The sequence below is a fragment of the Burkholderia sp. Ax-1719 genome, from assembly GCF_011753055.1.
Lineage (GTDB): Bacteria > Pseudomonadota > Gammaproteobacteria > Burkholderiales > Burkholderiaceae > Paraburkholderia.
Genome location: NZ_VWWJ01000006.1, coordinates 194708 through 207212, shown reverse-complemented (window position 1 = coordinate 207212; position 12505 = coordinate 194708). Strand labels below are relative to the sequence as shown.

Genomic DNA, 12505 nt, shown 5'->3' with positions numbered 1-12505 from the left:
AGGCAATCCGGCGTCCAGAATGCCGCACGGCCCGCGCCGCCAGAAGCGGACGCGGGCCGTGAAGCCGGCAGGACGGGCCGCCAGGCGTTCCGTCTTGCCGATGGCGGGACCATCGATGTCAATCAGGATGACAGCGCATCAGATGGCCCAGCCGCCCAGGTAGAACGCCGCGAGCACCACGGCGATGATGACCGTGCCGATGTTGAGCTTCTTGAATTCGCCACTGACGATGCGGCCGATCACGAGCGTCGAGAAACCCAGCATGATGCCCGTGACGATGTTGGCGGTCAGCACGATGAACACGGCGCACACGAGGCCCGCCATCGAATCCACCATATCGTCCATATCCAGACGCGCGACGCTCGACAGCATCATCAGGCCCACGTACATCAGCGCGGGCGCGGTGGCGTACGACGGCACCAGACCCGTGAGCGGCGCGAAGAACATTACGGCGAGGAACAGCACGCCCACCAGCGCTGCGGCAAGACCCGTCTTCGCGCCCGCCGCCACGCCCACTGCTGATTCGATATAAGCCGCCGCCGGTGCGCCGCCAAAGAAGCCCGAGAAAATCGAGCTGACCGAATCCGCCGTCAGCGCGCGGCCGCCGTTGATGATGCGGCCTTTATCGTCGAGTTGACCGGCCTGGCCCGCCACGGCGCGAATCGTGCCGGTGGCGTCGAACACAGCGGTCATGACGAGTGCGAGCACGCTAGGCAGCACGGCGAGCGAGAGCGCGCCCTTGATGTCCATCGCGCCGATCAGTGAAGCATGACCCGGCGCGGAGAGCGACGGCCAGGCGAACACGCCATGAAACTGCACAGCCGGATCGAGCGCGAGACCGAGCGCCGAAATCGCCACGATCACGATCAGGATCGAACCCGGCACGCGACGGCGCACGAGTCCGAAGATCGCGGCCAGCCCCACCACCGACATGATCACCGGCAACGAGGTGATATGGCCCAGCGACACCGGCAGGCCCGCGCCCGGATTCTTGACCACGAGGCCCACGTCGTTGGCCGCGATCAGCAGCAGAAAGAGCCCGATGCCAATGCCCGTGCCATGCGCGATGCCGTGCGGCAGATTGCGCAGGATCCACGAGCGCACGCCGGTCACGGAGATCGCCGTGAACACGATACCCATCAGGAACACCGCGCCCAGCGCGACTTCAGGCTTGAGGCCCTTGCCCAGCACGAGGCCGAAGGCCGTGAAGGCGGTCAGCGAGATCGCGCAGCCAATGGCGATCGGCAGGCGCGCCCACAGTCCCATCAGCAGCGAGCCGAATGCGGTGGTCAGACACACGGCCACGAACACGGCGCTGGTGTCGAAGCCCGCCTTGCCGAGCATGCCCGGCACGACGAACACGGAATACACCATCGCAAGGAAGGTGGTGACGCCGGCAATGCATTCCTGGCGCACCGAACTGCCGCGCTGGATGATGCCGAAATAACGGTCGAGAAAGCCGCTCGCTTCAGCGAAGGTTTCATCGACCTCGCTGTCCCGCAGGGCTGGATCAGCAATGATTGCCGCGTCGGGCAAAGGCTGTGCGTGGGGTTCCATCATGGTGAGTGCCTCCTTTATCAGCATGCTGAAACGGTCCCGCATCACCTTGGGGCCCGTCATCAGGTTCGTCTCTTAGGTTTGACTTGTGGGTGTCGACGCACAGCCAGATGCGCTCTTGGGGCGCATGTCTATTTTTTGACATCTTTTGACAGGTTCGAAGGTTAGGCCAAGGCGTCATACGCTCCCATCGCGGGAATCGCATTGAGGTCATGCCGCGATGCTTATATCGCCCAATGCAAGGCGCAGCGGGCCGCCGGGCTTCGCGTATACCCCGTGCCGCATTGGCCGGGATATCGGGCGCGCGGCTTGCGACAGGCGCAACGCATCCGGCTATCGCGGATCGGGAAATAATCCGGGCGCATTGCGCGCCTTCATTAGCGGGATTATCAGGAAAAAGCCGAGAAGGCTTTTGTCAGCAGATTAACGACCGTTTAAGGCGAATTACCGACCCATGCGGGTTAAACTCTCACGACCCGGTTTTTCCCCGCCGCGCGCCCCGCGCCGGCCGCTCCTGGAGTTTCTGTAGATGAGAGGCGGTTTCGCACGTCCTGCTGTATCCCTTACGTCGGTCCTGACCTTGCTGGTGCTACTGGCATTGTCGGGTTGTTCGCTGTTCCGCTCGCCTCCGCCGCCCGAGCCGGAACCGCCTGTCGCCGCGAGCGAGCCCGAGATGCCCGCCAGCGAGCCGGAAGAGGCGTCCGCGCCCGAAGCCGCCAGCGACACCGGCACCAATACCAGACCCGCGCCGCGCAAGCCGCGTCCGGCGCCGCGCAAACCGCATCGCGTCGTGCCGCCGCCGCCCACGCCCGCGAGCGCGCCCGTCGCGCCGCCGCCCGCTCCGCTCGTGCAGACCCGCACCATCGAGCGCGGCAGCTTCCGCACGCTGCTCGACAGCGAAGTGCAGAAGCCCGACGGCAAGGTGGTGGGCCGCGCCGTCGACATGGTCGCCGGTCCTGGCGGCAAGCCGCAGGAAGTGGTCGTGAATCTGCAAGGCTTCATGGGCGTGGGCGACCGCAAGGCGAATTTCCCGTGGAGCGCCGTGCGCATCAACGTGCAGCCGAAGACGCCCGCCATCACGCTCGCGCTCACCCCCGCGCAGTTGCAGATCCCCGACCGGCCCAAGGCCGGCGGCGCACAGGCGGGCGCGCCCGAAGCCAGCCCGACGCGTCTGCCGATGCTCGACACCACCGTCGAGCGCCCGAACGGCGCGAAAGTGGGCCGCGTGGTGGACGTGCTGATCGACGGCAGCGCCGCGCCGCTCGCGGTGGTGCTCGACGTGAGCGATCTGCTGGAGAAACGCCGCACCATTGCCGCCGACTGGTCGGCGCTGCACTTCGTCACGAAGAACAATGCGCTCGAAGCGCAGCTCGAAATGAGCGACCAGCAGCTCGACGCCTCGCCGGCCTACCAGAATGACCAGCCGGTGCACGCCGTGAGTCCGAACCCCGCAGCCGCGGCGGCTAATCCGGCCGCGCCCGCAGCTTCCGCGCGCGGTGCCCAATGACGACAGGCACCACGACGCAACTCACACCCAGCCTGCGAAGCGTACGCGCGCTCGACTGGCTGAACTTCTTCGTGGCGAACGTGCAGACCGGCTTCGGTCCGTTCATCGCCTCGTATCTGGCTTCGCACAAGTGGACCCAGGGCGAGATCGGCCTGGCGCTTTCGGTGGGCACGATCAGCGCGATGGTCAGCCAGGTGCCGGGCGGCGCGGCGGTCGACGCGCTCAAGAACAAAAAGGCCGCGGCCGCCTGGGCGATCATCGCGATCATCATTTCGGCGATGCTGCTGGCCGTCAGCCCGACGGTCGTGCCGGTGATGGCCGCCGAAGTGTTCCACGGCTTCGCCAGCTGTATGCTGGTGCCGGCCATGGCGGCGCTCGCGCTCGCACTGGTCGGCCGCCAGAATCTGGGCGACCGGCTCGGGCGCAATGCGCGCTGGGCTTCGATCGGCAGCGCGGTCGCGGCGGGTCTGATGGGCCTGTGCGGCGAATATGTTTCGCCGCGCGCGGTGTTCTGGCTGACGGCGGCGCTCGCGCTGCCCGCGCTGGTGGCGCTCGCGATGATCGAGTATGACAAGCACGCGAATGCACCCAAACCCGCTCCGAAGCCACTTAAAGCCGCAAAAGGCCCGGCGACGGAAGCCGACGGCAGCCGCGAAACGATCTTCGATCTGCTGCGCGACCGCCGCATGCTGACCTTCGCGGCCTGCGTGATCCTGTTCCACCTCTCGAATGCGGCGATGCTGAACCTCGCCGCCGGTGAAGTGACCGCGGGCATGGGCGATAACGTGCAGTTGGTGATTGCTGCCTGCATCATCGTGCCGCAGGCTATCGTCGCGCTGATGTCGCCGTGGGTAGGCCGCACCGCTCAGGCCTGGGGCCGCCGTCCGGTGCTGATCCTCGGCTTCAGCGCCTTGCCGCTGCGCGCGCTGCTGTTCGCTGCGGTCGGCAATCCGTACTTTCTTGTGCCGGTGCAGATGCTCGACGGTCTGTCGGCGGCCGTGTTTGGCGTGATGCTGCCGCTGATCGCCGCCGACGTGGCGGGCGGCAAGGGACGCTACAACCTGTGTATTGGGCTCTTCGGGCTGTCGGCCGGGATTGGCGCGACGCTGTCGACGGCACTCGCGGGCTTTATCGCCGATCACTTCGGCAATACCGTGAGCTTCCTCGGCCTCGCCTCGGCGGGCGCGGCGGCCGTGCTGATGGTGTGGCTCGTGATGCCGGAAACGCGCGACGCGATCGAAGAGGAAACCGCTAGCGACAAAATGGCCTGACGCCAGGCTCATCGTTCTCACGACGCCCACCGGGGCGCCACCGCCGCCGCCCAAGCGGGCGCGGCAGTGGCGCCCCGCTCTCTTTGGGTCAAAGAAACATCGTTGGGTGTTTAGCGTCGCTTAAATGTCGCTTGAACGTCGATACCCACGCGATGACGGCATCGACAGAATCGCCCTAAGTGCGAATCCGCGTGAATCCGCAGACAAAACGACAACGATGGATGTGCCGATGCGCGACCTCGCGTGAGGCCCGCTGGCGCTGGAGGAAGCGCGAATGCCAATGCGCAGTCGCCCGCAGCGAAACCCGCGCCCGCCAGGCGTTCAAGACGCCCCGACGAATCACTGATTTCACTACAGGAGATGCTGGAAGGTACGGCTGTGCAACGAGAGCCCGCATGACGCGGACCGTGCGGTGGAGCCCATGCAGCCCCGCGCCGATCTTCACATAACGAACTTAAGCGGCCAGCGCCTCATCGAGACGCGCAGCGACCACGCCGCTCGGGAACGCGTCGAGCTTGCTCGCGAGAATCATCGCGTCGGCATTGGCCGGACGATGACGGCGATTCGGGCTCGGGCGGAATACCGCGTCGCCCCGACGGATCTTCTCGCCGGTCAACGCGCACACTGCGCTGCGACGCGCGGTGCAAACCCGCCACAACTGGTCGGAGTAGCGGCCATAGGTCGCGTCGCTCCAACAAACGGTGATGCTGTCCGGATCATGACGCCGGATCAAGGTGATGCCTTGCGCATCCCACGACCGCACGGTGGCACGGCGCCGATTGGCCGCTTCCGATGCGCTGCGTGTGATGGGTACCGGTTTGCAGCTCCTGATGACCTCGGGCTCGCCGTCCGGGCCAAGCGGCTCCGAGGCTGCGGTCAGAAGATCAATGGTTTGTTGCCATGCGCTGCCGGTATCTAATTTCGTCATAATGCACCTCGTGCACGTGGAAACGATTCAAATATGCCGGTCGAATAAGCACTCTGCCACGTCGGGATTATAGCGTGCGATTCTGGCACTCCACAGAAAAAACTGAATTTTCACACGATATATCTCAAACCCGGACAAAAAGCCAGACATGGGCTTTCAATCGGGATTGCAGGATAGCAATAGTGGTTTCTTTACATTCGCACTTTTTTGCCGATTTTTTGATGTTTAACATTGCACACAGGAAAAAATAACCGGATAGCACGATCTTATGCAGACCTTCGGAATGCATTAGCAAGACTATTGAGCGCAAAGAACGGCTTGCACGCGAGACCGCATACGTAGGCCTCAATGCCCCGCTGAAGCACGCCCAGCGGGCTTTTCACGGTGTCCACCGGCACGAAGGGTTGCACCTTTGCGGCGCACGGCATGTCGTCCGATCAATGAAACGCATTACAGGCTTATGTCACAGTCAACCGGAAAATTTCACACCGGCTGCTTCGCGACAACGCGCGGGGAATTGTCGCATGAAGCGCTGCCGGCGCCATCGGAGTCAATTGTGAGACACGCTTCTATTTCATGAATCGTTAATCAAAATTCAATTGCACTTTAGTCGTATTGTCACGCGGCAATGGATCGAATCACATGAACTGGCAACACGTCAATAGCCATCGTTGGCTTTTAATCGCGTCGCCGCGATTACCTGCATGGATAACAACAATTCAATTGGCGGCTAAAGACGGTATGAAAGGCGGCTAAAGTCATGCGTATGACATGAAGACGGCGGCAGCGCACGAGGCGCTGCCAGCGCCGCCTTTGCAGATCGATTTACGCGCCGCGTCCCTGATCGAGATAGTCGGCCGCGCGCTGCCGCAGCATCGTGCCGAAGTCGTCGAGCCAGCCAATCGAGAGCCGCCAGCTCTGCCAGTAAAGCTCGACATCGAGCGCCCGCCCCGGCGTCAATTCAACGAGCTCGCCGCGCGCGAGATGCGGCGCGATCATGCGCTCCGGACACATGCCCCAGCCAAGCCCGCTCACGCAGCAGCGCAGAAAACCCGCGACATGCGGAATCCAGTGCAGCGGCGCATCCACCTGCGCGCGCGTGATCCTGCGCACGAAGCGCTTTTGCAACTGGTCCTTCGGGTTGAACTCCACACAGGGCGCGCGGCGCAGCGACTCGCGCCCCACGCCCTGCGCGAAATAGCGCGCGAAGAATTCGGGCGAGCACACCGCGAGGTAGCGCATGCGGCCAAGACGCGTGGAGCGGCAGCCCTGCACCGGTTCGGCCTGGGTCGTCACCGCGCCCTGCACGCTGCCGTCGCGCATGCGCTGCGCCGTGTGATCCTGATCGTCTATCACGAGATCGAGCAGGATGCCGCGCTCGACGCAAAACGGCGCGACCGCGTCGATAAACCAGGTGCCCACGCTGTCGTCGTTGACGGCCACGCGCAAGGTGGGCCGCGACGACACCTCCAGGCCGCCCGCCACCGTCGGCATACCACCGCCCAGTTCGGCTTCGAGCAGTTGCACGCGCTCGGTATGCCGGCACAGCAGCGCACCCGCCGCCGTCGCCACGCAGGGCTGGCCGCGTTTGACGAGCACCGCGCCCACCCGCTCCTCCAGCAGTTTCACGCGTTGCGAGACCGCCGAAGGCGTGACATTGAGCGCGCCCGCGGCGCGATCGAACGAGCCGTGGCGCACCACGGCGGCAAGCGCGTCGAGCAGCGCATAGTCGAGCATTAGCGTTCCTTAATCCGCCTTAAGAAAATGAGCTTTGCTTAATCGGCTCACGGCGGCAGACTAGCGCCGTTCCCCCGCAATGTCCAATCATGAACTGGCTCGCTTTTTCTCACGGCGCCGCACTGTGCGCCTCGCTCATCGTCACCATCGGCGCGCAGAACGCTTTCGTACTGCGCCAGGGCATCCTGCGCTCGCATATCGGCAAGATCGTGCTGCTGTGCGCGCTGTCCGATTTCATCCTGATCGGCGCGGGCGTGGGCGGCGCGTCCGCGCTCGTCGAACGCTATCCGACCTTCGTGCACCTGGTGCTCTATGCAGGCCTCGCGTGGCTGGTGTGGTTCGGCATCGGCGCGCTGCGCCGTGCGGTCAAGCCCTCGCACGCCGTGATGGATGCGGCCGAAAGCGCGCAGGCGCAGCACGCGCCCGAACAGCGCGCCTGGCCGATCATGCTGATGACGCTGGCCTTTACGTGGCTCAATCCGCACGTCTACCTCGACACGTTTTTGCTGATCGGCACGGCCGGCGCACGTGAACCGGAAGGCGCACGCCTGGCGTTTGCGATCGGCGCGATGTGTGTGAGCGCGGTGTGGTTTATCGGCCTGGGTTATGGCGCGCGCGCCCTTGCGCCGCTCTTCAAACGCGCGGCTGCCTGGCGCGTGCTGGATGGCGCAATCGGTTCGATGGTGCTGTTGATCGCCTTTACGCAACTGCGCTGATCGCAGACTGAATCACTGCTGCTGCGCACGCTGGATCGCCAGCAACCCGTCCACCAGTTCTGGCGACAGATAGTGCGGCCCGTCGAACAGATACACGCGATAGCCGCGATACGCCTGAAGTTGCGGCGCGAGTTCCGCAGGCGTGGCGGCGCGAAAGCCGCCGCCGGGCTTCGGCCGGAAGGCTTCCGCGATGATGCGCACGCGCTTCCTGCCGAGCCGCGCCGCGAGTGCATCCGCATAGGCGCGCGCCGTCGCCGGATCGCGCGCATAGACGCCGTTGCCGTCCTGCAGGAACACGCCGACGTCGCGCGGCAGCCAGCCGTCCAGCCATTTCGCCAGCGCCGCGCCGCCGATATTGCGCGTGTCGTAGACGCTGATCCACAGCGGATGCGGCAGACGTTCGAGCAGGGGCGCCATGCGCGCGGCGTCGGTCCAGCCCGGATCGACTTCGACCGGAAAGTACCAGCCCTCCACATGCACGGGCGGCCGCGCATCGGCCAGCTTGAGAGAACGCTCGACCAGTTCGTCGAGATTCGCGCGCGCTTTCTTTTCGTCGGCGTAACCCGCGAGGCCGACGATCACGTCGCGCGCCCACGGCTCCCCCGCAATGCGCGTCCAGTCCGGCACGCGCGGCGCGTTCAGGCTCGTTCCCGGCAAGAAGGCCACATCGTCGACGGCGGTCCACTGCACCAGCAGATCGCGCACGCCAAGCCGCTGCCAGTCGCCGCGCGGGTCCAGATGCGCGTTGTCGGGCTGCCAGACCACGCCCTGCGCGAGCGGCGGCGCGCGCTTGTCCTCAGTCGCGGCCTGCGCCTGCGTGCCCATGCACGCGAACATCGCCAGCACGCCCGCCGCAATCAGCGCTGCCCGCTTCGCCGTCTGCATCGCTGCGCCCGTTATGCCGCGCTACGCTGCGCCATCGCCGGATGCCGATACCCCGGCAGCGCGGCGCTTGCGAACGGCGTGACGGGCCGGCCCATCAGCGCCGCGACGATACGCGCCGACGCCTCGCCGTCGCCATACGGATTCACGCGGCGCGCCCACGCCTTGCGCGCGGTGTCGTCCTCGACCAGTTCCAGCACCGCGCGCCGGATCGCCTCGCGATGCGTGCCGACCAGCTTCACGGTGCCGGCCGCGAGTGCTTCGGGACGCTCGGTCACGTCGCGCATCACGAGCACCGGTTTGCCGAGCGCAGGCGCCTCCTCCTGCACGCCGCCCGAGTCGGTCAACACGACCGCAGCACGCTGCATCAGCCGCACGAACGACGGATAGTCGAGCGGATCGGTCAGATGCACATTGGGCGCGTCGCCGAGTGCGGCCAGCACCGGCCCGCGCACATTCGGATTCAGATGCACCGGATAGACGATCTGCATCTTGCCGCTCGCGGCCAGTTCCGAGAGCGCCGCGCAGATATGCTCAAAGCCCGCGCCAAAGCTCTCGCGCCGATGCCCCGTCACGAGCAGCAGCGGTCTGCCTTCGCCTTCAGGTTCGAGCCATGGAAAACGCGCGTCGATCTGCGCACGCAATGCCGCATCGCGATCCAGACGCGCGCACATGAGCCGCAGCGCGTCGATCACCGTATTGCCGGTCACGATCACACGCCCCATCAGCGCCTCCGCTTCGAGATTGGCCATGGCGCTTGCCGTCGGCGCGAACAGCAGATCGCTGACGACATCGACCACGCGCCGGTTGGTTTCCTCGGGCCACGGCTCGAACAGATTACCGGTGCGCAAGCCCGCTTCGACATGGCCCACCGGAATGCGCCGGTGGAACGCGGCGAGCGCGCCCGCCATGCTGGTGGCGGTGTCGCCATGCACGAGCACGCGCTCGGGCCGCACCTCGGCAAGCACGGCGTCGACGCCTGCAAATAGACGCGCGGCCAGACCGTTGAGCGACTGGTTCGCCGTCATCGCGCCCAGGTGATGCGCGGGCGCAATGTCGAACAGTTCGAGCACCTGATCGAGCATGCTCTGATGCTGGCCGGTCACGCAGACGATGGACTCCACGCCGGGTTCGGCTTCGAGGCATTTCACGAGCGGCGCCATTTTGATGGCTTCGGGCCGCGTTCCAAAGATCGACAGGATTCGCACGGGCAGGCTTCCGTTCCAGGCAGTCGGGTTGGGTTCTGGCATGGCAGGCGCGTAAGGCCAGCCATGCAACGTGAATAAACACAGCCCCGCGCCTGCGCAATTGCCGTGCCTCTCCCGTTTAGCCCCGTAAAATGGACTGCAATGATCGTGCGGTTTCCCTCAACCACGGCCCAGCGACGCTCAGGCAATCTACCGCGTCTCATTGCGCCCTTGCAGATATCGCCCATGACGACCAGTCAGGCTTACTCGCGGCCCGCCCGCCTGTTGCAGATCGCTTCGTGGATCATCGCCATCGTGTTTGCCGGCTTTCTCGACATGCTGGGCAGCCTCGTGATCCGCGATCTCATGTTCGTACCGCACGGTGGGCCGCCCGCAGCCGCGCAATTCGTCGATACGAATGCGAGCGCGCCGCTCGATGCGCAATTGCGCGAGATCGAGCGGCAGCGCGGCGCGCTTGGCGAAAAAGCGCAGACGCTCTCGCTAGGCTACGATCGCGCCACCACCGAATACCACGACGCGCAGGAAAGCCTGCGCAACTGGCTCGCTACACGCAGCGCCACCGGCGACAACCGCAACGACGTCGAACTGCTTTCGCGCACCCGCAAGCTCGACCTCCTGCAGGCGAACGCGCTGAACTGGCAGCATCAACGCGATGCGCTCGCCGACCAGCAACGCAAGCTCGATTCGCAGAGCGAATCAATCAACGCCCAGCTTGGCCGCCTTCAGGCCGACGCCGACGCGCGCTACACCGCCGCGGAAAAGCGCTACGAACTTACGGTATTCGGCTGGCGTCTCGCGCTCACGCTGCCGGTTCTGCTCATCGCGGTGTGGCTGTTCGTGAAGCATCGCAAGAGCCGCTATTGGCCTTTTATTTACGGCTTCGGCCTGTTTGCGCTCAGTGCGTTTTTTGTGGAGCTGGTGCCGTATCTGCCGGATTTTGGCGGCTATGTGCGCGTACTCGTGGGCATTGCGCTCACGGTGTTCGCTGGGCTCTACATGCTGCGCGCGTTCCAGCGCTACGTTGAACGCAAGCGCGCGGAGATGCAGCAAAGCCAGAGTGAACGCGCGCGCTCCGTGGCTTACGAGAAGGCCATCAGCGCGTATCAGAAGAAGCTCTGCCCTTCATGCGACAAGCCCTGGAACCTGGGTGGCGAGCAGGTTTCCTTCTGCATTCATTGCGGGCTGCGGCTATTCGAAGTCTGCGGCTGCGGCGCGCGTAACTTCGCGTTCTTTCCGTTCTGCAATCAATGCGGCACGCACGTCAAGCGTGCCGACGACGAGGTCGCCGGCAACAAGGATTAATGCGTCGCCTGCACCGCTTCTGCCGTGCCCGTCGTCCCCACCTTCGCGCGATGAATCGCCACGATCGCCGCGAGCGACACACAGGCCGGCACAGCGGCCGCCGCGAACAGCGACGCCGACGACCAGTGCAGATGCATCAGCGCGCCGCCCAGCACCGGTCCCACCACCGAGCCGATCCGCCCGATGCCCAGGCTCCAGCCGATGCCCGTCGAGCGCAGCGCGGTCGGATAGTAGGTCGCGGCGAGCGCGTTGAGCGCGGGCTGTCCGCCGATGATCGAAAAGCCGGTGAGGAAAATGGCAAGAAACATCGCCGCCACCGAGACCATCACGGCCGGATTGCCGATCGCCGCCGTGGCCGCGATGGCGATCACAAAGGTGGTGGCAAGCACACGTGTAAAGCCCGCGAGGTCGATCAGACGGCCCAGCAGCAACGTGCCGATCACCCCGCCGCCCCACAGGACCGTGCCGGCGAGCACGGCGGTCTGGGTCGAATAGCCCGCCTCGCGGATCACGGTCGGCAGCCAGTTCGAGAGGAAATACATATCGAGCAGGTTGGCGAAATTCACGATCCACAGCAGCACGGTCACGCGCGCGCGGCCTTCCTTGAACAACTCGACGAAAGGCACGCCGCGCGCACGCGTTTCGCTGCTCGTGAACACGGCGTCGGCGGGCAGCGGCAACTCAGGTGCAACACGCGCCAGCTGACGGCGCACGCGCTGACTCGTTGCGTCGGCAGCCGCATTGCGGCGATACAGCAGGAACTGGATCGACTCGGGCAATGCCACCCACATCAGCACGCCCATCGCGAACGGAATCGCGCCGCCCACGAAAAACACCGCGCGCCAGCCAAAGGCCGGAATCAGCGCGGCGGTGATGAGGCCGCCCACCACGCCGCCCAGCGTGAAGCCGCACGAGACGATCATCATCAGCGTCACGCGGATGCGGCGCGGGCTGTACTCGCCCGCCAGCGCCATCGCGTTCGGCATGATGCAGCCCAGGCCCAGCCCTGCCACGAACCGCCAGAACACCAGTTCGCCGATCGAGTGCGCAAAGCCCGTCGCAATCATGCAGGCCGAAAAGAACAGCGTCGCGCCGATCAGCACCGGGCGTCGGCCGATCTTGTCGGCGACCGTGCTGAACGTGAGCGAGCCGACCAGCATGCCGAACAACCCCGCACCGAAGACCGGCGCGAGCGTTTCCTTCGCGATGCCCCACTCGTGGATCACCACCGGCGCGACATAACCCATCGCCTGGACGTCGAAGCCGTCCATCACGAGGCATAGCGCGCACAGCGCCACGACCAGCAACTGGTACGGCCCAAAGCGGCTCGCGTCGATGGCGGCCGTCACTTCCACGTTTCTGCTCATGCCTCGCTCCAAACCGATATGAATCGGGTT

General features: G+C 65.2%; 10 protein-coding genes. 4 read left to right on the top strand and 6 right to left on the bottom strand.

Translation table 11 applies throughout. The features are described 5' to 3' along the window. Positions 1-138 precede the first annotated feature (138 nt). On the bottom strand, positions 139-1560 hold the full coding sequence (locus tag F3J17_RS14320) for an NCS2 family permease (RefSeq protein WP_167059351.1): 1422 nt from the start codon (positions 1558-1560) through the stop codon (positions 139-141). Between the two features lie 526 nt (positions 1561-2086). On the opposite strand from F3J17_RS14320, the gene F3J17_RS14315 reads away from it, so the two are divergent. Then, a complete protein-coding gene (locus F3J17_RS14315; protein WP_167059348.1) occupies positions 2087-3064 on the top strand; it encodes a PRC-barrel domain-containing protein in 978 nt (325 codons plus the stop codon). Continuing rightward, positions 3061-4335: an MFS transporter gene (locus F3J17_RS14310; protein ID WP_167059345.1), complete on the top strand. Its 1275-nt coding sequence runs from the start codon at positions 3061-3063 to the stop codon at positions 4333-4335. The genes F3J17_RS14315 and F3J17_RS14310 overlap by 4 nt, the downstream gene beginning before the upstream one ends. Before the next feature lie 454 nt (positions 4336-4789). On the opposite strand, the gene F3J17_RS14305 is transcribed toward F3J17_RS14310, so the two are convergent. Both F3J17_RS14305 and F3J17_RS14300 read right to left on the bottom strand, forming a co-directional pair. Further along, on the bottom strand, positions 4790-5263 hold the full coding sequence (locus tag F3J17_RS14305; RefSeq protein WP_084162778.1) for a DUF3331 domain-containing protein: 474 nt from the start codon (positions 5261-5263) through the stop codon (positions 4790-4792). An 825-nt stretch (positions 5264-6088) separates the two neighbouring features. Next, entirely contained in the window at positions 6089-7000 is a 912-nt protein-coding gene (locus F3J17_RS14300) for a LysR family transcriptional regulator ArgP (protein ID WP_167059343.1), read from the bottom strand. A gap of 89 nt (positions 7001-7089) precedes the next feature. Between F3J17_RS14300 and F3J17_RS14295 the strand changes: the two genes are divergently transcribed. After that, a complete protein-coding gene (locus F3J17_RS14295; RefSeq protein WP_167059340.1) occupies positions 7090-7716 on the top strand; it encodes a LysE/ArgO family amino acid transporter in 627 nt (208 codons plus the stop codon). Positions 7717-7728: 12 nt separating this feature from the next. Here F3J17_RS14295 and F3J17_RS14290 read toward each other — a convergent pair whose 3' ends face one another. Together F3J17_RS14290 and wecB are read right to left on the bottom strand one after the other, a co-directional pair. After that, positions 7729-8541: a hypothetical protein gene (locus F3J17_RS14290; RefSeq protein WP_205194799.1), complete on the bottom strand. Its 813-nt coding sequence runs from the start codon at positions 8539-8541 to the stop codon at positions 7729-7731. 71 nt (positions 8542-8612) lie between these two features. After that, positions 8613-9848 carry a UDP-N-acetylglucosamine 2-epimerase (non-hydrolyzing) gene (wecB, locus tag F3J17_RS14285; RefSeq protein WP_205194786.1) on the bottom strand — a complete coding sequence of 412 codons (1236 nt, stop codon included), beginning with the start codon at positions 9846-9848 and terminating at the stop codon, positions 8613-8615. Positions 9849-10031: 183 nt separating this feature from the next. Here wecB and F3J17_RS14280 point away from each other — a divergent pair, with 183 nt between their 5' ends. After that, the gene (locus F3J17_RS14280) at positions 10032-11108 is read left to right on the top strand and encodes a zinc ribbon domain-containing protein (RefSeq protein WP_167059337.1); all 1077 of its coding nucleotides are present in this window, start codon (positions 10032-10034) and stop codon (positions 11106-11108) included. On the opposite strand, the gene F3J17_RS14275 is transcribed toward F3J17_RS14280, so the two are convergent. Beyond that, a complete protein-coding gene (locus F3J17_RS14275; protein WP_167059334.1) occupies positions 11105-12475 on the bottom strand; it encodes an MFS transporter in 1371 nt (456 codons plus the stop codon). The genes F3J17_RS14280 and F3J17_RS14275 overlap by 4 nt on opposite strands. Positions 12476-12505 lie beyond the last annotated feature (30 nt).

Coding starts and splice junctions, on each gene's coding strand:
- F3J17_RS14295 (WP_167059340.1), top strand. CDS start 7,090: ATGAACTGGCTCGCTTTTTCTCACGGCGCCGCACTGTGCGCCTCGCTC.
- F3J17_RS14320 (WP_167059351.1), bottom strand. CDS start 1,560: ATGATGGAACCCCACGCACAGCCTTTGCCCGACGCGGCAATCATTGCT.
- F3J17_RS14300 (WP_167059343.1), bottom strand. CDS start 7,000: ATGCTCGACTATGCGCTGCTCGACGCGCTTGCCGCCGTGGTGCGCCAC.
- F3J17_RS14305 (WP_084162778.1), bottom strand. CDS start 5,263: ATGACGAAATTAGATACCGGCAGCGCATGGCAACAAACCATTGATCTT.
- F3J17_RS14275 (WP_167059334.1), bottom strand. CDS start 12,475: ATGAGCAGAAACGTGGAAGTGACGGCCGCCATCGACGCGAGCCGCTTT.
- F3J17_RS14310 (WP_167059345.1), top strand. CDS start 3,061: ATGACGACAGGCACCACGACGCAACTCACACCCAGCCTGCGAAGCGTA.
- wecB (WP_205194786.1), bottom strand. CDS start 9,848: ATGCCAGAACCCAACCCGACTGCCTGGAACGGAAGCCTGCCCGTGCGA.
- F3J17_RS14280 (WP_167059337.1), top strand. CDS start 10,032: ATGACGACCAGTCAGGCTTACTCGCGGCCCGCCCGCCTGTTGCAGATC.
- F3J17_RS14315 (WP_167059348.1), top strand. CDS start 2,087: ATGAGAGGCGGTTTCGCACGTCCTGCTGTATCCCTTACGTCGGTCCTG.
- F3J17_RS14290 (WP_205194799.1), bottom strand. CDS start 8,541: ATGGGCACGCAGGCGCAGGCCGCGACTGAGGACAAGCGCGCGCCGCCG.